This is a genomic window from Cellulomonas fimi (assembly GCF_012952065.1).
GTDB classification, from domain to species: Bacteria; Actinomycetota; Actinomycetes; order Actinomycetales; family Cellulomonadaceae; genus Pengzhenrongella; species Pengzhenrongella fimi_A.
In genome coordinates this window covers 13,265-34,060 of sequence record NZ_JABCJJ010000023.1, presented here as the reverse complement: position 1 = coordinate 34,060, position 20,796 = coordinate 13,265, and the positions used below count along the sequence as shown (strand labels likewise).

Genomic DNA, 20,796 nt, shown 5'->3' with positions numbered 1-20,796 from the left:
GGCGGTGGACGCGAGATCGTGGGCCGAGGCGCCGCCCGTCGCCAACCCGTGGTTCTCCTGGAGCTACGTCGAGGCCAACCGGGCGGACATCGCGGAGGCGTTGGGGCAGCACCTCACGCTGACCGTCCAGGCGGTGCTCGTCGCGTTCGCCGTCGCACTACCGCTCGCGGCGCTGGTGCACGGCCGCCCGCGGCTCGCCGCCGCCGTCCTGGGGGTCTCGGGCGTCCTCTACACCGTGCCGTCGGTCGCGCTGTTCGCGATCCTCGCGCCGTTCACCGGCATCGGCCGCACCACGGTGCTGATCGGGCTCGTCGGGTACGCGCTGCTCGTGCTGGTCCGCCACGTCCTCGTGGGGCTCGAGGGCGTGGATCCCGGGGTGGTCGACGCCGCCCGCGGGCTCGGCTACGGCCGGATGCGCATGCTGGTGACGGTCGAGCTCCCGAACGCGCTGCCGTCCGTGGTCGTCGGCCTGCGGCTCGCGACGGTGACGACCGTCGCCCTGGTCACCATCGGCGTCGTCGTCGGCTACGGCGGGCTCGGCCAGCTCATGTACCGCGGGTTCAACAGCGCCTACCGCGCCGAGATCGTGACCGCGACCGTGCTGTGCCTCGTCATCGCGTTCGCCGCGGACCTGCTGCTGGCGCTCGCCGGGAGGCTCGCGACGCCGTGGGCGGCGGGCCGGCGATCATGAGCACGTCCATCGTCGGCGACGCGTTCGTCTGGCTCAACGACCCGCTCAACTGGCGCGGGCCGCAGGGCATCACCGCCCTCACGCTCGAGCACCTCGGCATGTCGGTGCTCGCCGTGCTGCTCGCGGCGGCCGTCGCGCTCCCGGTCGGCGTCTGGCTCGGCCAACGGCGGGGCGGCGGAGCCGCGACGGTCGCGCTCGCCAACACGTCGCGGGCCCTGCCGACGTTCGCGCTCCTGCTCCTGTTCGCGTCCACCTCGATCGGTTTCGGGAACCGGCCCACGGTGCTGGCGGCCGCGATCTTCGCGGTGCCGCCGATGCTGAGCAGCACGTACGCGGGTCTGCGGGACGTCGACCGCGGTGTCCGCGACGCCGCCCGCGGGATGGGCATGTCGCGCCCGCGGTCGCTCGCACTCGTCGAGCTGCCGCTCGCCCTGCCCCTGATCGCCGCCGGCGTGCGCACCGCCACCGTCCAGGTCATCGCGACCGTGCCCCTCGCGGCGCTCGTGGGGGGCGGCGGACTGGGTCCCATCATCATCACCGGCCTCGCCACGCGGCGGTTCGGCGAGGTCCTCGCCGGCGGCATCCTGGTCGCAGGGCTGTGCCTCCTCGCGGAGGGCGTCCTCGCGCTCGCGCAGCGTCGGCTCACACCACGGGCGATGCGCACCCGCAGGCCCGGCCCGCTCCGCGCCTCGACCGGATCGTGACCGGAATGTGACCGGCCGGGTGCGAGCTCCGGTTGCCGAGGTCGGGTCGCGCGGGGTCGAATGGCTGCGGCGCTGCACTCGCGGCACCGCTACCCAGGGGGTCACATCCATGCGCTCACGTCGATCGGTGCTCGGCGGTTCCCTCGTGCTCCTGCTGCTCACCGCGGGCTGCGGCCAGGCCGGCTCGTCCGGGGCCTCCGACCCCACGTCGGCCGCGGCCGACGGGGCCCCCGCGACGTGCGAGCCGATCCCGGGCGACCGGCTGGTCGTGCTCGAGGACGACCAGGGCCTGCAGACGGTCGACAACATCGTGCCCGCGATCAACGCCGCCGTGGTCGCGGGCGACACGACGATCGTGTCCCTGCTCGACGCCGTGTCGGCGACGCTCGACACCGAGACGCTGATCGCCCTCAACAAGGCCGTGGACGTCGATCGCCAGACCTCCACGCAGGTCGCCGCGGAGTACCTCGAGTCGAACGGGCTCGACGCGCAGGACATGGTCGGGGCGGGCAAGCCTGTCGTGGTGGGCGCCGGGAACTTCTCGGAGAGCGCGACTCTCGCGGAGATCTACGCCGGGGTCCTGCGCTCCGCCGGCTATGCCGCGAGCACGCAGACGATCGGCAACCGCGAGACCTACGCGCCGGCCCTCCAGTCCGGGCAGCTCACGGTCGTGCCCGAGTACGTCGGCACCCTGACCGAGTTCCTCAACAAGAGCGCGAACGGCGCGGACGCGCCGCCGGTCGCGAGCTCCGACCTGGACGAGACGATGACGGAGCTGCGCCGGCTGGGCGAGGGCGTCGGGCTCACGTTCGGTGAGCCCGCTGCGGCCCAGGACCAGAACGCCTTCGCGGTCACGGTCGAGTTCGCCGAGGAGCACGATCTGACGACGCTCAGCGACCTCGGCGAAGCGTGCGGTGGCCTGCTGCTCGGCGGTCCGCCCGAGTGCCCCGAGCGTCCGTTCTGCCAGCCGGGCCTCGAGGAGACCTACGGGCTCGACATCGCGCAGTTCACGTCGCTCGACGCCGGCGGACCGCTCACGAAGACAGCGCTTCAGCAGGGCAAGATCACGCTCGGCCTCGTGTTCTCGTCGGACGCCGTGCTCGCGACGAGCTGACGCCCGGCGGCCCCGGCGGTCACAGCCCGTAGCCCTCGAGAAGCCGCAGCCACACCTCGCTCACCGTCGGGTACGCGGGGACCGCGTGCCACAGGCGGTGCAGCGGCACCTCCCCGACCACGGCGACGGTCGCCGCGTGCAGGAGCTCGGCGACGTCCGGTCCCACGAACGTGGCCCCGAGCAGCACCTCACGGTCCTCGTCCACCACGAGGAGAGCCGTGCCGCGGTAGTCGTCCGCCGCGACCGAGGCGCCGGCCACCTGGCTCAGGTCCACCTCGACCGTGCGCACCGCGTGGCCGGCCTCGCGCGCCGCGGCCTCCGTGAGCCCGACCGTCGCCACCTCGGGCCGCGTGAACACGACCTGTGGTACCGCCGCGTGGTCGGCCGTGGCGCGGTACCGCGACCACTGCCCCGCCCCCTCGACGTCTCTCTCGGCGTCGACGGCGGGACCCTGCGCCGAGCCCGCCGGCGCGAAGCGGGCGGCGACGACGTCACCCGCGACACGGGCGTCGTACTTGCCCTGGTGCGTCGTCGCGACGCGGCCCGTCACGTCACCGACCGCGTAGAGCCACCCGTCCGCGACCGCCTCGACGCGCAGCTGGTCGTCGACGCGGAGCGGTTCACCCGGCGTCAGCCCGATCGTCTCGAGGCCCAGGTCACCGGTCCGCGGCCGCCGACCCGTGGCGACCAGCACCTCCGCCGCGTGCAGCGGGTCGCCGCGGGTCAGGGTCAGGTGGACGCCGTGGTCGTCGCGGACGACGCGGGTCGCCTCGGTCCCGAACCGGAGCTCCACGCCGCGCCGCACGAGCGACTCCGCGACGGCCCCGCCCGCGAACGGCTCCGTGCCGGCGAGCAGGCGGTCGCCCCGCACCAGCACGGTCACGCGTGCCCCGAGGTCGGCGAACGCGGTCGCCATCTCGACGGCGACCACGCCGCCACCGATGATCGCGAGCGAGGCGGGCACGTCCTGGACCGAGGTCGCCTCGCGGCTGGTCCACGGTGCCGACTCGGCCAGCCCGGCGACGTCGGGCACCACGGGCTCGCTGCCCGTCGCGACCACGACGGCGCGGCGCGCGACGAGCACGCGGGTGCCGACGTCGTCGTCGGTCACCTCGAGCCGACGAGGTCCGGTGAACCGCGCGCTGCCGCGGACGAGGGCGATCCCCACGCTGTCGAGCCACTCGACCTGGCTCGCGTCGTCCCAGTCGTGGGTGAACGAGTCCCGGCGCGCGAGGACGCCGTCGCGGTCGACCGGTCCCGTCACGGCGGCCGCGGCACCCTGCACCGCGCGCGCTGCCTCCACGACGGCACCCGCGCGCAGCAGCGCCTTGGACGGCATGCACGCCCAGTACGAGCACTCGCCACCCACGAGCTCGGACTCGACGACGGCGACGCTCAGCCCGGTCCGTCCCGCGCGGTCCGCAGCGTTCTCGCCGACAGCGCCGGCGCCCACGACGACGACGTCGTAGGTCAGCGGCCCGGCCCCGGTCGCCGTCCCGGTCTTGGGCTCGGTGCCGGTCTCCGGCTCGGTGGTGGTGCCCGGCTCGGTGGTGGTTCCCGGCTCGGTGGTGGTCATGGACGCTCCTCGGCTCGCACGGCGGTCACCCCATCGTGACCCGCGGCGCACCCGACAGCACCTGGCGCGCGGAGCGGATGGTCGACCCCGGCCGGCTCGCTCCCGCGGGGGCACACGTTCCCGCCGAGCCCGCTGTCGAGCACGGGCTGGTCGTCCCCGAGGCTCCACGAGTCGCCATTCCGGTTCCTGCCGGCGAGCCGACCACGGAGAGCGCGGCCGGGGTCCTTCTGCACTGGGACGAGATCGCCGAGAACGGCTACGTGGTCTTCCCGATCGAGGTCCGGGGAGATGAGCGCGTGAGGGCGTTCGGCACCGCCGCACGTCGATCCGGGCATCGGACATGCGACAGGCCAGCGACCGTGACGAGTCGCTGGCCTGCGGTGAGGGTGCGCCATCAGGGACTCGAACCCCGAACCCGCTGATTAAGAGTCAGCTGCTCTGCCAATTGAGCTAATGGCGCGCGGTGCATGACGCTACCACCGCCGCCGCGCCCGATGCGAACCTGGTGTGCGGGACGTCGATCACATCACGCGCTGAGGGGACCGTCGTCGGATCCCGCTGCGTCGGCCGGGCCGTCGCCGGCCGGACCGTCGCCAGACGGGCCGTCGCCAGACGGGTCGTCGTCGACCGGGCCGACCACCGGCGCGTCCCACCAGGCGTCCTCGGGCAGGCCCTCCGTCTCGAGGATCGCGGTCGACACCGGCCCGTCGGGCGCGGCGAGGTCGACGAGCAGCGCGAGCGGCACGTGCTCGGCAAGGAGCTCCATGACGTCCGGGGCGGCGATGGGCGGCTCCGGCGCGTCCGCGACCGTGCCCGCCCCCGTCCACTCGGTCGCACGCTCGACGTCGGGGTCGTGCTGGGCGGCGTCGCGTGGTTCGGTCACGGCGCCCACCTCCCTCTCTCGGATCCTCATGGCACCACCCGGGGGTCTGAGCGCAACGAGCGCCGCCTGCCTGAGTGGCCTTCACGTCAACGCTCAGAGGTAGAGGCCGGTTCCCTCGCCCTGCGCCTCGGGCCGCGCGACACCGTGGACGTCCTTCTCGCGCAGGAGCACGTAGACGACACCGGTCAGCTCGACCTCGGCGCGGTCGTCCGGGTCGAACAGCACGCGGTCACCGACCCCGACCTGGCGCACACCCTGCCCGACGGCGGCGACGTGCGCCCAGGCGAGCTTGCGGCCGACGACGGCGGTGGCGGGGATGACGATGCCCGACGACGAGCGCCGCTCCGCCGCCTCGCCGTCGAGCCGCACGAGCAGGCGGTCGCCCAGCAGCCGGATCGACGGCGGCGGCTCGGCGGCCGGGGACGGCAACGGCTCGGGAGCCGAGGACGGGGACGGTCCGGAGGTCACGGCCAGACGGTACCCCGGCCGAGGAGGGTCCTGTGCCGCGGGACGGTTCCGTGGCGGCGGCGCCGATCACTACGCTGGGGCGCCATGACCACCCGTCTCGCCGTAGGCGACCCCGCGCCCGACTTCACGCTCCCGACCGCCGACGGCGACAGCCTCACGCTGTCCGACCTGCGCGGCCGGCACGTCGTCGTCTACTTCTACCCCGCCGCCATGACCCCGGGCTGCACCACGCAGGCGTGCGACTTCCGGAACTCGCTCGACGCGCTCAACTCGCAGGGTTACCGCGTGGTCGGCATCTCACCGGACACCGTCGAGGACCTGGCGAAGTTCGTCGCACGCGACCAGATCCCGTACCCCCTCCTCTCGGACGTCGACCACAAGGTCCTCGAGCAGTGGGGCGCCTGGGGCGAGCGGACGATCTACGGGAAGACGATCACGGGGGTGATCCGGTCGACCGTCGTCGTCGACCCGGAGGGCAAGGTCGAGCTGGCCCAGTACAACGTCAAGGCGACCGGCCACGTCGCCAAGCTGCGCCGGGACCTCCGCATCGCCTGACCGCCTGGGCTGCCCCGGTCGGCAGGGCGGCGCGAACCCTCGCCCGGTGTGGAAGGGTGGTCGGCGCGGGAGTGGTGAAATGGCAGCCACGCGGCGTTTAGGTCGCCGTGCCTCCGGGCGTGCGGGTTCGAGTCCCGTCTCCCGCACGGGAACGCCGAACGCGGGTGCCGCCCGTCGGGCGGCACCCGCGTTCGGCGTCATGCGACTGTCCGTCGCGCTCGGCCGTTCTGTCCTGCTCGGCTGCGCAGGCGTGCTCAGTGCTGAGCGGCGCCGTCCTCCGCGTGCTCGTGGCCCGCGTGCTGCGCGGTGATCTGCGCGCGCACGTCGTCCATGTCGAGCCCCTTGACCGCGGTCAGCACCTGCTCGAGGGCCGGCGCCGGCAGCGCTCCGGCCTGGTTGAAGACGAGGATGCCGTCGCGGAACGCCATGAGCGTGGGGATGGACGTGATGCCGAGCTCCCCCGCGAGCGCCTGCTCGGCCTCGGTGTCGACCTTGGCGTGCAGCACGTCGGGGTGCGTCTCGGACGACGCCTCGAACACCGGGCCGAACCGCTTGCACGGCCCGCACCACTCGGCCCAGAAGTCGACCAGGACGATCTCGTTGTCCTTGATCGCCTGCTCGATCGTGGTCTCGGTCAGTTCCTTCGTGGCCATGGTTCTCCCGTCGTCGTGTCAACCGCTGGTAGGACAAATCGCGCCGTGCGGATATTCCCCGCCCCTGGCGCCGAGGGCCCGTGATCCGGCGCCCGCGCGCGACGCCGGAGCGTCGGGTCGCCCGCCCGGACGCCGACGCGATAGAACGTCACGGTGACAGACACCGCCGACTTCCCCCGTCCCGAGCGGCCCGCAGGCTGGCTCAGTGCCCAGGAGATCGCGACCGCCCGGGCCTCGCTGCCGATCCTGTACGTCGACGCGGTGCCGGTCCGCGTGGACGACTCGGGCGACGTCGTCGCCGTCGGGCTCCTGCTGCGCGTGACGCCCGAGGGCGTGATGTCGCGGGCGCTCGTCTCCGGCCGCGTGATGTACCACGAGCGCGTGCGCGACGCCCTCGTCCGGCACATCGAGAAGGACCTCGGCCCCGTGGCGCTCCCCCAGATCCCGTCGTCGCCGCAGCCGTTCACGGTCGCCGAGTACTTCCCCACCCCGGGCGTGACGCCGTACCACGACCCGCGGCAGCACGCCGTCTCGCTCGCCTACGTGGTGCCGGTGGCGGGCGACTGCACGCCGCAGCAGGACTCGCTCGACCTGGCCTGGCTCACGCCCGAGGAGGTCACGAGCGAGCAGATCCAGATGGAGATGACCGGCGGCCAGGGCACCCTGCTGCGCCAGGCGATGGCGCACGTCGGGCGGCTGCACTGACAGGTGCCGGAGGTGCAGGCATCACCGCCACTCCGGCCGATGGATGCCGAGTGTCGTGGTGACTCGGGAGTGGTCGAGGGCTGCTGCCCCCACGCGGATCGGTGAGGAGGCGAGTGCCACCTGTCCGTGCGGGGTCGAGACGACCTGGGACGGTGGCTCCCGGGCCTCGGCGGAGAGCTCGTCGACCGCGGGGGCTCGATCGAGTCGTCGCAGCTCGTGCGCGGTCCGTGCGAGCGACAGGTGCCAGGACGATCCGGCGCCGGTGTCGACCCGCCGGACGAGACCGGTGAGGGCGCAGGCTGCCGCGAGGTACCCCGTCGCCCAGTCGAGTGCCTGGACGGGCAGCGACAGCGGCTCGCGCCTGCCGGACGAGACCATCCCGGTGTGAGCGATGCCCGTGGCGAACTGAGCGAGGGAGTCGAACCCGCGCCGCTCTGCCCACGGGCCGCTCCAGCCGTAGGCCCGTTCGCTGACCTCGATCAGCCCGGGCCGGATCCGCTGTCGCTCCGCGAACGGCAACCCGAGCCGGTCGAGCGCGCCGGCGCGGTAGCCGTGCACCAGGACGTCAGCCTCGGCGAGCAGGTCGCGGAGCCGCGCCGCCCCGGCGGGCTCCTTCGCGTCGAGACGCGCCGAGCGCTTGTTCCACATCACGAGGGGCAGCACCGCCGGTTCGTCCCACCCGGGCGGGTCGATCCGCAGCACATCCGCCCCGAGCCCGGCGAGCACCTGCGTGCACGCCGGCCCCGCGATCACGCGCGTGAGGTCCAGCACGCGAAGACCGCGGAGCGGCCGGGTGGGGGTGGGGCTCCACGCGGACGGTCCGTCGCGACGCGTGCCCGCCTGCGCCCTCACGAGCGGCTCGGCCGTGACGGCCTGCCCGGCAGGTGAGCGCTTCCAGTCCGCGGCGGTGCGCAACGCGGCCGCGGCACCGCCTCGCTCGATGATCGCCGTCTCCAGCTCCTCGGCGCGCCAGGACCGGATGGCTCTCGCGACGGCCTGCTGATCCGGGTCGCAACCCAGGACGGTCAGCAGCGCGCTTCGATGACGAGGCGCATTGGCGTGGGTGCGGATCCACGAGCCCTCGACCGTCGCGAAGACTCCCGAGAGCGGATCCCACGCCGACGGCGCGGTCCATCCGATCGGTCGGACGTGGAGGCCGAACCACGCGTCGCACAGCTCCCGGTCGACCTCGACCGCACGGTCGTGCCCGAGGCGGTCGCCGAGCTCGGAGAGCGCGAGGGCGACCGCAGACAGCGACGCCGTCGCCAGCTCGGACACCGCGAACGCGGATCGCAGGAAACCGTGCCCGACGAGTGAGAGACGGTCCTCGAACGCGTCCGGTCCGAGGTCCGGCTGAAGCCCGAGCAGGACGGCGCGCTCGCCGCGGGTCAGCACGGCGACGATCCCGGTCCCGGAGGCGGGGCAGCACCGGCCCCGCAGGTCGGCTCTGTGCGGGCGACGTCCATGGAAGGCCCCTCCGATGTCCCATCCGATGTCAGTGCGCGTCCGCCCGCACGAGCGCGAGGAACCGGTCGACGGCTCGTTCACGAGGCAGTTCAGGTGCTCAGGGCCCTCGACCGCCGCGAGGAGCGCGGCGCCCTCGATGGTGACGATCGCGAGCGTCGCGAGGGGATCGGGCTCGATCGTAACGGTGCGGGAGCGCGCGACGAGGACGATCTCGGCGTCGAGCACCCCGACCGAGACGCGGCTACGCGAGCCGCAGCTGCGGCCAGTCCGCGAGGTCGCCGCGCATCTTGCGGTCGTGGGTCGCGACGACGACGGCGGCCGACGTCGCCCGCAGCGCGTCCGTGAGCTCGTCGACGAGCCCGATGGACAGGTGGTTCGTCGGCTCGTCGAGCACGAGCACGTGCGGCGCGGCGAGAAGCGCCCGCGCGAGCTCGAACCGCCGTCGCTGGCCGACCGAGAGGTCCGCGAGCGGGCGGTCGAGGTCGCTCTCGGCCAACAGGCCCAGCGAGGCGACCGGAACCAGCTGCTCGGGGTCGAGGGCACCCTCCGCGAGCAGGTCGAGCGCCCAGCGGGCGTACGCGTCGAAGCCGGTCGCCGTGGGCGCCAGGCCCGCGAGGGCGGCATGGTCGTCCTGCGTCAGCACACCGAGGCGGACGCCCGGCGCGATCCGGCGCGCGCCCCGGTCGAGCGGCACCGTGCCGGCGAGCGCGGCGAGCAGCGTCGACTTGCCCGACCCGTTCGGCCCCGTGACCAGCAGCCGACCGCACGGCGGCAGCGAGACCCGGGTCCCCGCGAGGTCGAGACGCCCCCGGACGAGCGGGGCCCTGACCTCGACCAGAGGTTCGCCGGACGGCGTGCCACCGAGCGCGCTGGGGATCGCCGGCAGGTCCGGGAACGCCAGCGCGAGGGGCGGCACCGGCAGCTCGACGGCGTGCGCCTCGAGCCGCTCGACGAGCCGGTCCGCCGCCTTGACGTGGATGCGCGCGTGCGTGGCGCGGCGGTGCTTGCCACTGCCCTTGGGCGGACGCCACTCGTCCGAGAGCCCCTCGTACGACTCGTCGAGGCGCCGCAGCAGCGCCTGCCGCTGCTTCTGCTCGGCCGAGTACCGCTGGTGCCAGCGTCGGTGCGCCTGGTCCTTCGCAAACCGGTACGTCGCGTACCGGGTGGCGCCGTAGAGCACGGGCCGGCCGTCCATCGACGGATCGAGATCGAGGATCCCGGTCATCACGTCGTCGAGCAGTCGGCGGTCGTGCGTGACGATGACGACGACGCCGGGCCACGCGCCCAGCTGCCCGGTCAGGTACTCGATGCCTGCCTCGTCGAGGTGGTTGGTGGGCTCGTCGAGCAGGAGGACGTCCGCGCGGGCCGCGATCCGGCACGCGAGCCGCACCCGGTAGCGCTCCCCCACGCTGAGCTCCGCGAGAGCCCGCCAGGGATCGCGGGGTGCCCCGAACCGGGTGAGCGCCTCGTCCATGCGCCGGTCCGCGTCCCAGCCCGCCAGGTGGTCGACCCTGGCCAGGGCGTCCGTCAGGGCGCCCAGCTCGCCGGTCGCGTGGTCGAACTCGTCGACCGCCCGCTCGAGCGCGGCCCCGGCCTCGCGGACCGAGGCGAGCGCCTCGTCGACGAGCGTGCCCACCGTGGCGCCGGACGTGAGCTCGAGCTCCTGCGTCACCACGGCGAGCGAGCCCGCACACCGCACCTGCCCGGACTGCGGCACGAGCGCGCCCGCGAGCACCTGGAGCAACGTCGACTTGCCGGCGCCGTTCTCGCCGACGACCCCGATGCGCTGCCCCGCGCCCACGACGAGACTCACGCCGCGCAGGACGGGACGCCCCGGGTAGGCGAACGCGACGTCGTCGGCCACGAGGTGCACCGTGCCCGGCGCGACGGGTGCCGGCTCCGCCGTCACCGGACCTCCCACCCGGAGGTGACCGGCCCACGCGGCGGGGCGAGTAGGTTCGGCGTCATGGCCGCGACCACCTCGCACTCCCCGACCGCACCCGCCGAACCCCGCTCCGGACCGCCTCGGCGCGTCCGCGCGGGACTCGCCGCGGCCGCCGACGCGGTCGGCGTCCTGGTGTTCGCCGTCGCCGGCCGCGCCTCGCACTCCGGCGACGACGCCCTGGCCGACGTCGCGCGGATCGCCTGGCCCTTCCTCGCGGCCCTCGTCGTCGCCTGGGTCGTCACCCGGGCGTGGCGCGCGCCGGCGCAGCTCTGGCCGCGCGGGGTCGCGATCTGGGCGCTGACGTGGGGGCTCGGCATGGTGCTGCGCGGGCTCGCGGGCGACGGCCGCGCCCCGGCGTTCCTCGCGGTCGCGGCGGCGGCGCTCGGGCTGCTGATCATCGGCTGGCGCGGCGTCGTCGTCGGGATCAGCGCGGCTCGTCGGCGGACCGGACCGCCCGCGGGCTCGGGGCCGGGAGCGGCTCGCCGCTGAGCACGGCCGCGATCACCGGGGCCAGCGCACGGAACGCCTCGCCGCGGTGCGAGATCGCGTTCTTCTCGCCCGGCGCGAGCTCCGCGGTCGTGCGGTTCGACCCGGTCGGCACGAGGACGGGGTCGTACCCGAACCCGTGCCCACCGCGTGGCGCGGTCGCGAGCGACCCCCGCAGGAACCCGTGCTCGACGTGCTCGGACCCGTCGGGGAGCACCAGGGCGGCGGCGCACACGAACTGGGCGCCGCGGTGCTCGGGCGCGACGTCGGACAGCTGCGCCAGGAGCAGCTCGAGGTTCGCCCGGTCGTCGCCGTGCCGCCCGGCCCACCGCGCCGAGAAGATCCCCGGGGCCCCGCCGAGCACGTCCACCGCGAGGCCCGAGTCGTCGGCGATCGCGGGCAGCCCCGTGAACGCCGCGAGCGCACGCGCCTTGATCAGCGCGTTCGCGGCGAACGTGAGGCCGTCCTCGACCGGCTCCGACGCGCCGACGTCGCCCGCCCCGACGACGTGCTCGGGTGCGAGGTCGGGCAGGAGCGGCGCGAGGATCGCGCGGAGCTCGCCGATCTTGTGCGCGTTGTGCGTGGCCAGCACGACGCGAGCCGACCCGGTCACGGTCGCGGGGCGGGGTCCGTCGCGAGCGCGAGCTGCTGGAGACGGGTGAGCTCGGTGGTGCCCGCGGCCGCGAGCTCGAGCATGGCGTCGAGCTCGCGCCGGTCGAAGGGCGCCTGCTCGGCCGTGCCCTGGACCTCGACGAACAGGCCCGAGCCGGTCACGACGACGTTCATGTCGGTCTCCGCGCGCACGTCCTCGACGTAGGGCAGGTCGAGCACCGGGACGCCGTCGACGATGCCGACGCTCACCGCGGCGACCGAGTCGCGCAGCACCGGCCTGGAGCCCTTGATGGCGCCCCGACGCTGACCCCACGCGACGGCGTCGGCCAGCGCCACCCAGGCACCGGTGATCGCCGCGGTCCGGGTGCCGCCGTCGGCCTGGAGCACGTCGCAGTCGAGGACGAGCGTGTTCTCCCCCAGCGCCGAGACGTCGACGACGGCGCGCAGCGAGCGGCCGATCAGGCGCGAGATCTCGTGGGTCCGGCCACCCACGCGTCCCTTGACCGACTCGCGGTCCGACCGCGTGGACGTCGCGCGCGGGAGCATCGCGTACTCCGCGGTGACCCAGCCCTGGCCGGACCCCTTCTTCCAGCGCGGGACCCCCTCGGTGAACGAAGCGACGCAGAGCACCTTGGTGCCGCCGAACTCGACCAGGACGCTGCCCTCGCCTGCGTCGAGCCAGCGGCGGGTGATCGTGACCGGGCGGAGCTCGTCGGGACGGCGGCCGTCGGAGCGCGCGGACGTGTCGGTGGTGGGCGTGGTCATGCGTCCGAGCCTATCCGGGGGTCGCGCTGGTCCCGCTGCGCGGGGTGCTGCATGCTGACGGGGTCCTCGGTCGGGGTCCTCGGTCGGGGTCCTCGGTCTTCTCGTTCGAGCGACCTCGACGGCGGGGGTCCGCGAGAACGTCCGACCTCACAGGAGTTGACATGCGCAGCATCGACCTGGCCCACGGGATGTCGGCCTCGAACGTCGTCCTGGGCCTCATGCGCATCGACGGGAAGTCGGACGACGAGGTCCGCACCCTGGTCCGGACCGCGCGCGACGGCGGCATCGACATGGTCGACCACGCCGACGTCTACGGCGACACCCTGCACGGCTGTGAGCGCCGGTGGGCCGAGGCGATGCAGCTGACGCCGTCCGAGCGTGATGCCTGGACGATCCAGACCAAGGCAGGGATCGTCCCCGACGGCCCGTACTTCGACTTCTCCTACGAGCACCTGATCGAGTCGGTGAACGGCTCGCTGGAGGCGCTCGGCACCGACCGCATCGACGTGCTGCTCCTGCATCGCCCTGACGCGCTCGTCGAGCCGGACGAGGTGGCGCGCGCGTTCGACGAGCTCGAGTCGGCAGGCAAGGTGAGGGCCTTCGGGGTCTCGAACCACACGCCGGCCCAGATCGAGCTGCTCAAGCGCTCGGTGAGCCAGCCGCTGGTGGCGAATCAGCTGCAGCTGTCGATCACGCACGCGCCGTTGGTGGCGCAGGGTGTCGCGGCCAACATGGCGAACCTCGACCAGTCCGTCGTGCGGGACGGCTCAGGCCTGCTCGACTACTGCCGGCTGCACGACATCACCGTCCAGGCGTGGTCGCCGTTCCAGGCCGGCTTCTTCACCGGGCCGTTCCTGGGCAACCCCGAGTACCCCGAGCTGAACGCGGTGATCGACCGGCTGGCGGCGCAGTACGACGTCCCGGCCATCGCGGTGGCCACCGCGTGGATCACGAGACACCCGGCGGGCATGCAGGTCGTCCTCGGCACGACCACCCCTGAGCGTGTCGCCGGTGCGGCACAGGGCTCAGACCTGCCGCTCACCAGGGCCGAGTGGTACGAGCTGTTCCGCACCGCCGGATACACGGTGCCCTGATCCTGGATCAGCGCGATGTCGCTACCCACCCCGGCCGCGACGCCGCGCCGCGGGGCCAGGTCCAGGCGGCGCGCAGGATGAAGGCCAGGATCAGCACCTCGAGCCCGATGGTGAGGGCGTAGTAGAAGGCCCAGTCCCAGGACGCCCCTGCCGCGTTGAACACCATGACCGGGATGTAGAGCGATGCCACGACGAGGTTCGTGGCGCGGTTCACCCGGGCGGGCAGCGTCCTGGAGAGCATCACCATGAGGGCCGGGATCCCTATGACCACGAAGATGATGGTCATCAACGTCGGGGTGATGTCGAACGCAAAGATGTCGCCACCCCGGATCACGTCGATCTCCCCCGGCTGGTAGAGGTGGAAGTAGTCGATGTAGATGACGAGGAACATGAGGCTGGTCCAGGCTGCCGCGAGCGTGGCCTGCACGGGGACCGGCGGGTCGTCGAGCAGTTTCGGGGTGTTCGTTCGGATGGTCATCGGTTCTTCTTTCGAGAGGAGCGGTCCGTCCGCCGGAGTGGCGGCAGGTCTGGGCGCGCATACGCACGGGTGGGGTCGTTCTCGTCGGTCCGGTCGTCAGACGGTGACGACGACCTTCCCTCGGGTGTGGCCGGCCCCGACGTAGCGCAGGGCGTCGGCTGCTTCGTCGAGGGGGTAGGTACGGTCGATGACGGGCGTGACCTGCCCGGTCGCGAGGAGGTCGACCAGGGTGAGCAGGTCCTGGCGCTTCCCGACCGACGTGAAGGGCCTCAGCCGCTGACGGGTGAACCCGGACAGCGCGCGCGCTCGGACGATCCGACCGAGGGGGCCGAACCAGCGGCCGCCGCGTCCGCTGTTGGGGATGAGGGTGCCGGCGGGCGCCAGCGCTCGGCGGACAGCAGCCAGGGGCTGGGCTTCCACGTTGTCGAGGATGACGTCGTAGCGATCATCGGTGCGGGTGAAGTCGGTCCTCGAGTAGTCGACGACGTGGTCGGCACCGAGCGACCGGACCAGGTCGACGTTGCGGGTGCTGCACACCCCCGTCACCTCGGCGCCGAACGCCTTGGCGATCTGTACGGCGAAGGAGCCCACGCCGCCCGACGCGCCCGTGACCAGCACCGTCTGGCCCGGTCGGACGTTCGCGATGTCACGCAATGCCTGCAACGCCGTCATGGCCGACGTGGGCACCGCTGCCGCGTCCACCACCGACAGGGTGGCAGGCACGGACACGAGCTTGTGCGCCGGGACGCAGGCGTACTCCGCGAGCGCTCCCGCGGTGCTCCAGCCGAACACCTTGTCGCCGGGGCGGAAAGCGGTGACATCCTTCCCGACCGCGGCCACCACGCCGGCGAGGTCCATGCCAGGGATGCCGTGGCGCGGCCGGCGGAGCCCGAACGCCAGGCGCACCATGTACGGCTCGCCGGTCATGACGAAGTAGTCGCCGGGATGTACTGAGGCCGCGCCCACCTGGACGAGCACATCGCCTCGCCCGGGCATCGGTAGCCCGACCTCGGACGTCTCGAGCACTGAGGGCAGGCCGTAGCGGTGCTGGACGGCGGCCCGCATCGTCGCCGCCCCGCCCGGACTCGCGCCCAGCACCAGGCGCGCTCCGGCACTCGATCCCTGTTCGGTTCCCATAGAAGCCTCCTCACGTCGGAGCCGCGGCCCCCGCTGGCTCGTACACCGTACGTCGTACACTGTACTGTGCTCGTACGCTGTACGGTTGTCAAGCCGTTCGAGGGAGCAAGGAGACGATCTGTGTCCGCGAGGGAACAACGCCAGGTCGCGTCAGACGCGGGACTGAGCAAGCAGCGGGTGGTGGTCGAGGCGATCCGGCTCGCCGACCGCGAGGGGGTCGACGGGCTGAGCATGCGCCGGCTGGCCGGCGCGCTCGGCGCGGGCGCGATGTCGCTCTACCACTACGTGGCGAGCAAGGAGGAGCTGCTGGACGCCATGATCGACGCCGTGTACGAGGAGATCGAGCTCCCGCCCGAGGAGACCGACTGGCAGTCGGCGATGCGACGGCGGGCGGTCTCCGCCCGACAGGTCCTGGCACGCCACCCGTGGGCGAACGGCCTGATCGAGTCGCGGACATCGCCGGGGCCCGCGAACCTCCGCCACCACGAGGCGGTCACCGCCTGCCTGCGGAGGGCCGGCTTCCCGGTTCTGATGGCGACGCACGCCAACTGGTTGCTCGACAGCTACATCTACGGGTTTGCCCTGCAGGAAGCCAGCCTGCCGTTCGACACCGCCGATGAGCTCGCGGACATCATCGAGGACGTCTTCCTGCCCCAGCTTCCTCCTGACGAGTTCCCCTACCTCAACGAGTCCGCCGCGGCGCTCGTCGCTGCCGGCTTCGACCCGGCCGAGGAGTTCATGTTCGGCCTCGACCTCGTCCTCGCCGCCCTCGAGCCCCTGAGAGCCTCCGCCTAGCGACGCTCACGGAGCGTCGCGCGGCCCTCAGACACACGGCACGAGGACTCGGAAGGCTGGCTCGAGTGCGACCCATGTGCTCTGCGGACACGGGCCCCCGGCGCCCGCCCCGCGAGCTCACCCGCTTTGCGCGGTCCTCGGCACGAGCCGATGTCGACGCGCGGCGGAGCGCGGCGCCCGACACGCCTGCGATCGGAGCACTCGGGTCAGAGCCGGTAGACCGCGCCGGGGACGGCGAGCTCGATCGGGCCCGCGTAGACCTCCCGGGCCTCGGCCATGCTCACGGCCGGGTCGTTCCAGGGCACGAGGTGCGTGAGGACGAGTCGCGCGGCACCGCCGGTCGTCGCCGCCTCGCCGGCCCGGCGGCCGGTCAGGTGGATCCCGCGGGCGGCGTCGTCGCGCCCCTCGATGAACCCGGCCTCTGCGAGGAGGAGGTCGACGCCCGTGGCGAGCGCATCGAGCCCGGCGCACGCGTCGGTGTCACCGGTGTAGGCGAGCGTGACGCGACGACCCGGCTCGTGCTCGGCCGGGCCGGTGACGCGGACGCCGAACGCGGGCACGGGGTGCAGCATCGCGACCGGCTCGAGCCGCAGCGGACCGATGTCGACGGGCACCCCCTCGTGCCACTCGCCGACGGCGAACTGCGCGGACGTGTCCGTCGCCGGGTCCGAACCCGCCATCTGCGCCACGCGCTCCGTCGTGCCCTCCGGCCCGAGCACCCGCACCGGCGGGCAGGGCCCGGTCGGGCGGTAGCGGCGGTACACGCCGAGCACCACGAGGTCGGCGGCGTGGTCGGCGTGCAGGTGCGAGACGGCGACCGCGTCGAGCTCCGCCGGGTCGCAGTACCGCTGGAGCGGGCCGAGCGCGCCGTTGCCGAGGTCGAGCACGACGCGCCACGTGCGGCCCGCGGCGTCGTCGGCCTCGACGAGGTAGCTCGAGGCGGCGGACTCGGCGCTCGGGAACGAGCCCGCGCAGCCCACCACCGTGAGCCTCACCGCACCGCCCTGGCTGCCTCGACGGTCGCCACCTCGGGTCCCAGGAACCGGCGCGCGAGCCGGTGGAACGACTCCGCGTCGCCCGTGGCGAGGAACCGGTGCACCGGCTCGCCGACCGCCGCGGACCGCTCGAGGTCGTGCGCGACGAGCGTGCGGTACACGTCCTTGGCCGTCTCCTCGGCGCTCGAGACGAGGGTCACCTCGTCTCCCATGACGTACGAGATCACGCCGGTCAGCAACGGGTAGTGCGTGCAGCCGAGCACCAGGGTGTCGACCCCGGCCTCGCGCACCGGGTCGAGGTACTCGTGCGCCACCGCGAGAGCCTCGGGACCCGACGTGATCCCCGCCTCGACGAGCTCGACGAACCGCGGGCACGCCTGCGTGGTCAGCTCGAGCCGGCTCGCGACCGCGAAGGCGTCCTCGTAGGCGTGGGACTCGATCGTCGCGCGGGTCCCGATGACGCCGACACGTCCGGTCTTCGTCGCGGCGACCGCCCTGCGCGCGGCGGGGAGGATCACCTCGACGACCGGGAGCCCGTGGCGCCTCGTGTACCGCTCACGCGCGTCGCGGAGCACCGCCGCGGACGCGCTGTTGCAGGCGATGACGAGCATCTTGACGCCCTGGTCCACCAGGTCGTCCATGACCTCGAGCGCGTGCGCGCGCACGGCGGCGAGCGGCTTCGGGCCGTACGGCGTGTTCGCCGTGTCCCCGATGTAGAGCAGCGACTCATGAGGCAGCTGATCGAGGATCGCCCGGGCGACCGTGAGCCCGCCGACGCCGGAGTCGAAGATGCCGATAGGCGCGTCGTTCACGAGGGCGAGCCTACTGGGCGGTCCTGACACGGGCGGTCCTGACACGGGCGGTGCCGAGGGGCGGGGACTCACGGCAGGTCGTCGACCATCACCGTCAGCAGCGACTCCTGGAGCCAGGTCAGCGCCGCGTAGACGGAGCCGAGGTAGTCGCGGAGCTCCGCCTCGAGCTCCTCGCGCGCGCTCCGCCCGGACCGCGAAGGCCCTGCCCCGCCGACCTCGTCGAGCTGGTCCTCGAGCTCGCGCCGGTCCAGCGCGTCGTAGAGGGCCTCGGAGTCCTCGTCGGACTCGATGCCCAGGCGGTCCGCGAGCACGAGGCGCAGGTCGGTGAGCGTCGCGGCGACCGCAGGCGCCTCCTCCGGCCGGATCGCGAGCTCCGCGTCGGCGCCGGCGTGCCCGGAGGTCCTCGCGGAGTCGCTGCCCGACGCCGGGCCCGGCTCCGCGACGAGTGCGTCCCACAGCGACCTGAGCCGGTCGATCTTGACCCGGCGCAGGTCCTGGTCGGTGAGCCGGCGGAACTCGGCCGCGAGCTCACGGTCGTCCGAGGCGTCCGGGAGCAGACGACGGACGGCCGGGTCCGTCGGCGCCGGCACCGAGTCGGGGTTCAGCGCGAGGCCGAGCGGGTGCGGGGTCGCGCCCGACCCGCGGTCCGCCCGGGCGACGTCGTCCGCACCGTCCGTCGCGCCGTCGGGCACCCCGCCCTCCGCGCGGCCGAACCGCTCGGCACCGAGCAGCTCCGCGACGTCGGCGACCACGGTCGCGAGCACCTCACGCTCGGCCCCGTCGAGACCTGCGACGTAGCGCCCGTCGCGCCATCGGAACGCCCGCACTCAGACCCCACCCTGCTGGAGCGTCGCCCACAGCCCGAAGGAGTGCATCGCCTGCACGTCCACCTCCATCTGCTCGCGGTTCCCCGACGACACGACCGCCCGACCCTCCTCGTGCACCTGCCGCATGAGCCGCGTCGCCTTCTCCTCGGGGTAGCCGAAGTACGACCGGAAGACGTACGCGACATAGCTCATGAGGTTGACCGGGTCGTTCCAGACGAGGGTGACCCACGCGTCGGCGAGCCGTTGCTCCTCGTCGACCCGGAGGTCCTGGTCGGGAGAGGTCAGCACGGGCACGCGTCCACTGTAGGTGGGTCGCTCGCCGCCGTGGGACCCCTGCCCGACGACGTCCGGCGGACCCCCGCCCGACGACGTCCGGCGGACATCAGCGGCGCGCGGCGGGCGCGAGCCCTAGCGTGAGGCCCATGAGCGCACCGGAGCCCTCGACCCCCGCCCGCCCCGCGGTCGCCCGCACCACCCCCGTGGAGCCCGCGCGGCCCAGCACCGCCCTGCTCACCGACCGCTACGAGCTGACGATGCTGCAGGGCGCGCTCGCCGACGGGACGGCTCACCGGCACTGCGTGTTCGAGGTGTTCACGCGGCGCCTGCCGGCCGGCCGACGCTACGGCGTGCTCGCAGGCACCGGGCGCCTGCTCGAGGCGATCGCGGACTTCCGGTTCGGCCCGGCCGAGCTCGAGTGGCTCGCGAGCGAGCGCGTGGTGGACGACCGGACGCTCGCCTTCCTCGAGGGCTACCGGTTCACCGGCGACATCCACGGGTACGCCGAGGGAGAGGTCTTCTTCCCGGGCTCACCGGTGCTCGTCGTCGACGGGACGTTCGCCGAGGCCGTGCTGCTCGAGACGCTCGTCCTGTCGATCCTCAACTACGACTCGGCGGTCGCGTCGGCCGCGTCCCGCATGACGAGCGCCGCCGTCGACCGTCCCGTGATCGAGATGGGGGCCCGGCGGGCGCACGAGGCCGCGGCGGTCGCCGCGGCGAGGGCGACCGTGATCGCCGGGTTCGCGGCGACGTCCAACCTCGAGGCGGGGCGTCGGTGGGGGCTGCCCACGACCGGCACCGCGGCCCACGCCTTCACGCTCCTGCACGACGACGAGGAGTCGGCCTTCGTCTCCCAGGTCGCCTCGCAGGGCAAGGGCACCACGCTGCTCGTGGACACGTACGACGTCCGCAAGGGCGTCGAGGCGGCCGTCGCAGCCGCCGGGCCTGGTCTCGGCGCGGTCCGCCTGGACTCCGGCGACCTGCTCTCGCTCGCGCAGGACGTCCGTCGCCAGCTCGACCAGCTGGGGGCCACCGGCACCAAGATCGTCGTGACGTCCGACCTCGACGAGTACGCCATCGCGGCCCTGGCCGCGGCGCCGGTCGACAGCTACGGCGTCGGGACCTCCGTGGTGACGGGGTCCGGCGCACCGACGTGCGGCATGGTCTACAAGCTCGTCGCGCGCGAGGGGGCCGACGGCGTGATGGCGCCGGTCGCCAAGACCTCGAGCAGCAAGGTGAGCGTGGGCGGACGCAAGAAGGCGGCACGCCGGCTGGACGCGCAGGGGCGGGCGAGCGAGGAGGTGCTCGTGGGCGGCCCGGACGCCGCGGTCGCCGCGTGGGCCCCGGAGACGGTCGACCTCCGCCCGCTCCAGGTCCCGCTGGTGCAGGCCGGCGCGATCGACACGCGGTGGACCGGTCCAGCGGGGGTCAACCTCGCAGCAGAGAGGCACCGGACCTCCCGTGCCGAGCTGCCACGGGGTGCCCGGCGCCTCTCCGCCGACGAGGCCGCGATCCCGACCGTGCTGGTCGAGATCGACGGCTGAGCTACACGCGCGAGCTGCCGCGGCCCACGAGAGCGAGGATCAGGCTCACGACGAGGACGGCGACACCGATCCAGATGAGCCACTGACCGATTCCGGTCGCGACCCCGAGGATGAGCAGCACAGCACCGATGATGATGAGGATGAGCCAGGTAGGCATGAGTCGCCCTTTCACTCCGGGGCCCGCGCGGGGGTCCCGGCGGGGTAGTGCTGACGA

General features: G+C 73.6%; 24 protein-coding genes and 2 tRNA genes. 10 read left to right on the top strand and 16 right to left on the bottom strand.

Going from position 1 to position 20,796, the window contains the following annotated elements; all coding sequences use genetic code 11:
- Window positions 1–4 precede the first annotated feature (4 nt).
- From HIR71_RS12885 to HIR71_RS12875, 3 genes are all read left to right on the top strand, one after another.
- Window positions 5–691, top strand: coding sequence for an ABC transporter permease (locus HIR71_RS12885; protein WP_311836267.1), 687 nt, complete (start codon window positions 5–7; stop codon window positions 689–691).
- Entirely contained in the window at window positions 688–1,395 is a 708-nt protein-coding gene (locus HIR71_RS12880; RefSeq protein WP_169325478.1) for an ABC transporter permease, read from the top strand. Before HIR71_RS12885 ends, HIR71_RS12880 begins: the two co-directional genes overlap by 4 nt.
- Before the next feature lie 109 nt (window positions 1,396–1,504).
- Entirely contained in the window at window positions 1,505–2,509 is a 1,005-nt protein-coding gene (locus tag HIR71_RS12875) for a glycine betaine ABC transporter substrate-binding protein (RefSeq protein ID WP_169325477.1), read from the top strand.
- A 19-nt stretch (window positions 2,510–2,528) separates the two neighbouring features.
- Here the strand turns inward: HIR71_RS12875 and HIR71_RS12870 are convergent, their stop codons facing one another.
- The 4 genes from HIR71_RS12870 to HIR71_RS12855 all read right to left on the bottom strand — a co-directional run bounded on the left by HIR71_RS12870 (window position 2,529) and on the right by HIR71_RS12855 (window position 5,436).
- Window positions 2,529–4,085, bottom strand: a complete 1,557-nt coding sequence (locus HIR71_RS12870; RefSeq protein WP_169325476.1) for a dihydrolipoyl dehydrogenase family protein — start codon at window positions 4,083–4,085, stop codon at window positions 2,529–2,531.
- Window positions 4,086–4,472: 387 nt separating this feature from the next.
- Window positions 4,473–4,545, bottom strand: a tRNA-Lys gene (locus HIR71_RS12865).
- A gap of 66 nt (window positions 4,546–4,611) precedes the next feature.
- Window positions 4,612–4,968, bottom strand: a complete 357-nt coding sequence (locus HIR71_RS12860; RefSeq protein ID WP_169325475.1) for a hypothetical protein — start codon at window positions 4,966–4,968, stop codon at window positions 4,612–4,614.
- 93 nt (window positions 4,969–5,061) lie between these two features.
- Entirely contained in the window at window positions 5,062–5,436 is a 375-nt protein-coding gene (locus tag HIR71_RS12855; protein ID WP_472595100.1) for a GroES family chaperonin, read from the bottom strand.
- A gap of 84 nt (window positions 5,437–5,520) precedes the next feature.
- Between HIR71_RS12855 and bcp the strand changes: the two genes are divergently transcribed.
- A complete protein-coding gene (gene bcp, locus HIR71_RS12850) occupies window positions 5,521–5,991 on the top strand; it encodes a thioredoxin-dependent thiol peroxidase (RefSeq protein ID WP_169325474.1) in 471 nt (156 codons plus the stop codon).
- Between the two features lie 65 nt (window positions 5,992–6,056).
- Window positions 6,057–6,137, top strand: a tRNA-Leu gene (locus tag HIR71_RS12845).
- 108 nt (window positions 6,138–6,245) lie between these two features.
- Here HIR71_RS12845 and trxA read toward each other — a convergent pair.
- Window positions 6,246–6,644: a thioredoxin gene (gene trxA, locus HIR71_RS12840; RefSeq protein WP_169325473.1), complete on the bottom strand. Its 399-nt coding sequence runs from the start codon at window positions 6,642–6,644 to the stop codon at window positions 6,246–6,248.
- A 153-nt stretch (window positions 6,645–6,797) separates the two neighbouring features.
- Between trxA and HIR71_RS12835 the strand changes: the two genes are divergently transcribed.
- Window positions 6,798–7,349, top strand: a complete 552-nt coding sequence (locus tag HIR71_RS12835; RefSeq protein WP_169325472.1) for an NUDIX hydrolase family protein — start codon at window positions 6,798–6,800, stop codon at window positions 7,347–7,349.
- Between the two features lie 21 nt (window positions 7,350–7,370).
- On the opposite strand, the gene HIR71_RS17535 is transcribed toward HIR71_RS12835, so the two are convergent.
- Both HIR71_RS17535 and HIR71_RS12825 read right to left on the bottom strand, forming a co-directional pair.
- Window positions 7,371–9,041 carry a CoA transferase gene (locus HIR71_RS17535; protein WP_169325471.1) on the bottom strand — a complete coding sequence of 557 codons (1,671 nt, stop codon included), beginning with the start codon at window positions 9,039–9,041 and terminating at the stop codon, window positions 7,371–7,373.
- 16 nt (window positions 9,042–9,057) lie between these two features.
- Complete coding sequence (locus HIR71_RS12825; RefSeq protein ID WP_169325483.1) at window positions 9,058–10,689, bottom strand: ABC-F family ATP-binding cassette domain-containing protein; 1,632 nt, start codon at window positions 10,687–10,689, stop codon at window positions 9,058–9,060.
- A 93-nt stretch (window positions 10,690–10,782) separates the two neighbouring features.
- Here HIR71_RS12825 and HIR71_RS12820 point away from each other — a divergent pair, with 93 nt between their 5' ends.
- Complete coding sequence (locus HIR71_RS12820) at window positions 10,783–11,250, top strand: DUF3054 domain-containing protein (RefSeq protein ID WP_169325470.1); 468 nt, start codon at window positions 10,783–10,785, stop codon at window positions 11,248–11,250.
- Here HIR71_RS12820 and rdgB read toward each other — a convergent pair.
- Together rdgB and rph are read right to left on the bottom strand one after the other, a co-directional pair.
- Window positions 11,186–11,839: an RdgB/HAM1 family non-canonical purine NTP pyrophosphatase gene (rdgB, locus tag HIR71_RS12815; RefSeq protein WP_311836265.1), complete on the bottom strand. Its 654-nt coding sequence runs from the start codon at window positions 11,837–11,839 to the stop codon at window positions 11,186–11,188. The genes HIR71_RS12820 and rdgB overlap by 65 nt on opposite strands.
- A gap of 17 nt (window positions 11,840–11,856) precedes the next feature.
- Complete coding sequence (gene rph / locus HIR71_RS12810) at window positions 11,857–12,624, bottom strand: ribonuclease PH (RefSeq protein ID WP_169325468.1); 768 nt, start codon at window positions 12,622–12,624, stop codon at window positions 11,857–11,859.
- A 161-nt stretch (window positions 12,625–12,785) separates the two neighbouring features.
- On the opposite strand from rph, the gene HIR71_RS12805 reads away from it, so the two are divergent.
- Window positions 12,786–13,718, top strand: a complete 933-nt coding sequence (locus HIR71_RS12805) for an aldo/keto reductase (protein WP_169325467.1) — start codon at window positions 12,786–12,788, stop codon at window positions 13,716–13,718.
- A 7-nt stretch (window positions 13,719–13,725) separates the two neighbouring features.
- Here HIR71_RS12805 and HIR71_RS12800 read toward each other — a convergent pair whose 3' ends face one another.
- A complete protein-coding gene (locus HIR71_RS12800; RefSeq protein ID WP_169325466.1) occupies window positions 13,726–14,196 on the bottom strand; it encodes a DUF6326 family protein in 471 nt (156 codons plus the stop codon).
- A 96-nt stretch (window positions 14,197–14,292) separates the two neighbouring features.
- Complete coding sequence (locus HIR71_RS12795) at window positions 14,293–15,333, bottom strand: NAD(P)-dependent alcohol dehydrogenase (RefSeq protein WP_169325465.1); 1,041 nt, start codon at window positions 15,331–15,333, stop codon at window positions 14,293–14,295.
- Between the two features lie 120 nt (window positions 15,334–15,453).
- On the opposite strand from HIR71_RS12795, the gene HIR71_RS12790 reads away from it, so the two are divergent.
- Window positions 15,454–16,128 carry a TetR/AcrR family transcriptional regulator gene (locus HIR71_RS12790; RefSeq protein WP_169325464.1) on the top strand — a complete coding sequence of 225 codons (675 nt, stop codon included), beginning with the start codon at window positions 15,454–15,456 and terminating at the stop codon, window positions 16,126–16,128.
- Window positions 16,129–16,334: 206 nt separating this feature from the next.
- On the opposite strand, the gene HIR71_RS12785 is transcribed toward HIR71_RS12790, so the two are convergent.
- The 4 genes from HIR71_RS12785 to clpS form a co-directional block, all read right to left on the bottom strand.
- Window positions 16,335–17,123, bottom strand: coding sequence for an MBL fold metallo-hydrolase (locus tag HIR71_RS12785; RefSeq protein ID WP_169325463.1), 789 nt, complete (start codon window positions 17,121–17,123; stop codon window positions 16,335–16,337).
- Window positions 17,120–17,935, bottom strand: a complete 816-nt coding sequence (murI, locus tag HIR71_RS12780) for a glutamate racemase (RefSeq protein WP_169325462.1) — start codon at window positions 17,933–17,935, stop codon at window positions 17,120–17,122. The genes HIR71_RS12785 and murI overlap by 4 nt, the downstream gene beginning before the upstream one ends.
- Window positions 17,936–18,003: 68 nt before the next feature.
- Window positions 18,004–18,762 (bottom strand): DUF2017 family protein, encoded by a 759-nt coding sequence (locus HIR71_RS12775; RefSeq protein ID WP_169325461.1) that lies wholly within the window; start codon window positions 18,760–18,762, stop codon window positions 18,004–18,006.
- Window positions 18,763–19,047, bottom strand: coding sequence for an ATP-dependent Clp protease adapter ClpS (clpS, locus tag HIR71_RS12770; RefSeq protein WP_211374166.1), 285 nt, complete (start codon window positions 19,045–19,047; stop codon window positions 18,763–18,765).
- A gap of 137 nt (window positions 19,048–19,184) precedes the next feature.
- On the opposite strand from clpS, the gene HIR71_RS12765 reads away from it, so the two are divergent.
- Window positions 19,185–20,582 carry a nicotinate phosphoribosyltransferase gene (locus HIR71_RS12765; protein WP_169325459.1) on the top strand — a complete coding sequence of 466 codons (1,398 nt, stop codon included), beginning with the start codon at window positions 19,185–19,187 and terminating at the stop codon, window positions 20,580–20,582.
- 1 nt (window position 20,583) lies between these two features.
- On the opposite strand, the gene HIR71_RS12760 is transcribed toward HIR71_RS12765, so the two are convergent.
- Window positions 20,584–20,739, bottom strand: a complete 156-nt coding sequence (locus HIR71_RS12760; protein ID WP_169325458.1) for a hypothetical protein — start codon at window positions 20,737–20,739, stop codon at window positions 20,584–20,586.
- Window positions 20,740–20,796 lie beyond the last annotated feature (57 nt).

Coding starts and splice junctions, on each gene's coding strand:
- HIR71_RS12820 (WP_169325470.1), top strand. CDS start 10,783: ATGGCCGCGACCACCTCGCACTCCCCGACCGCACCCGCCGAACCCCGC.
- HIR71_RS12880 (WP_169325478.1), top strand. CDS start 688: ATGAGCACGTCCATCGTCGGCGACGCGTTCGTCTGGCTCAACGACCCG.
- trxA (WP_169325473.1), bottom strand. CDS start 6,644: ATGGCCACGAAGGAACTGACCGAGACCACGATCGAGCAGGCGATCAAG.
- rph (WP_169325468.1), bottom strand. CDS start 12,624: ATGACCACGCCCACCACCGACACGTCCGCGCGCTCCGACGGCCGCCGT.
- HIR71_RS12760 (WP_169325458.1), bottom strand. CDS start 20,739: ATGCCTACCTGGCTCATCCTCATCATCATCGGTGCTGTGCTGCTCATC.
- HIR71_RS12875 (WP_169325477.1), top strand. CDS start 1,505: ATGCGCTCACGTCGATCGGTGCTCGGCGGTTCCCTCGTGCTCCTGCTG.
- HIR71_RS12765 (WP_169325459.1), top strand. CDS start 19,185: ATGAGCGCACCGGAGCCCTCGACCCCCGCCCGCCCCGCGGTCGCCCGC.
- bcp (WP_169325474.1), top strand. CDS start 5,521: ATGACCACCCGTCTCGCCGTAGGCGACCCCGCGCCCGACTTCACGCTC.
- HIR71_RS12795 (WP_169325465.1), bottom strand. CDS start 15,333: ATGGGAACCGAACAGGGATCGAGTGCCGGAGCGCGCCTGGTGCTGGGC.
- HIR71_RS12800 (WP_169325466.1), bottom strand. CDS start 14,196: ATGACCATCCGAACGAACACCCCGAAACTGCTCGACGACCCGCCGGTC.
- HIR71_RS12870 (WP_169325476.1), bottom strand. CDS start 4,085: ATGACCACCACCGAGCCGGGAACCACCACCGAGCCGGGCACCACCACC.
- HIR71_RS12805 (WP_169325467.1), top strand. CDS start 12,786: ATGCGCAGCATCGACCTGGCCCACGGGATGTCGGCCTCGAACGTCGTC.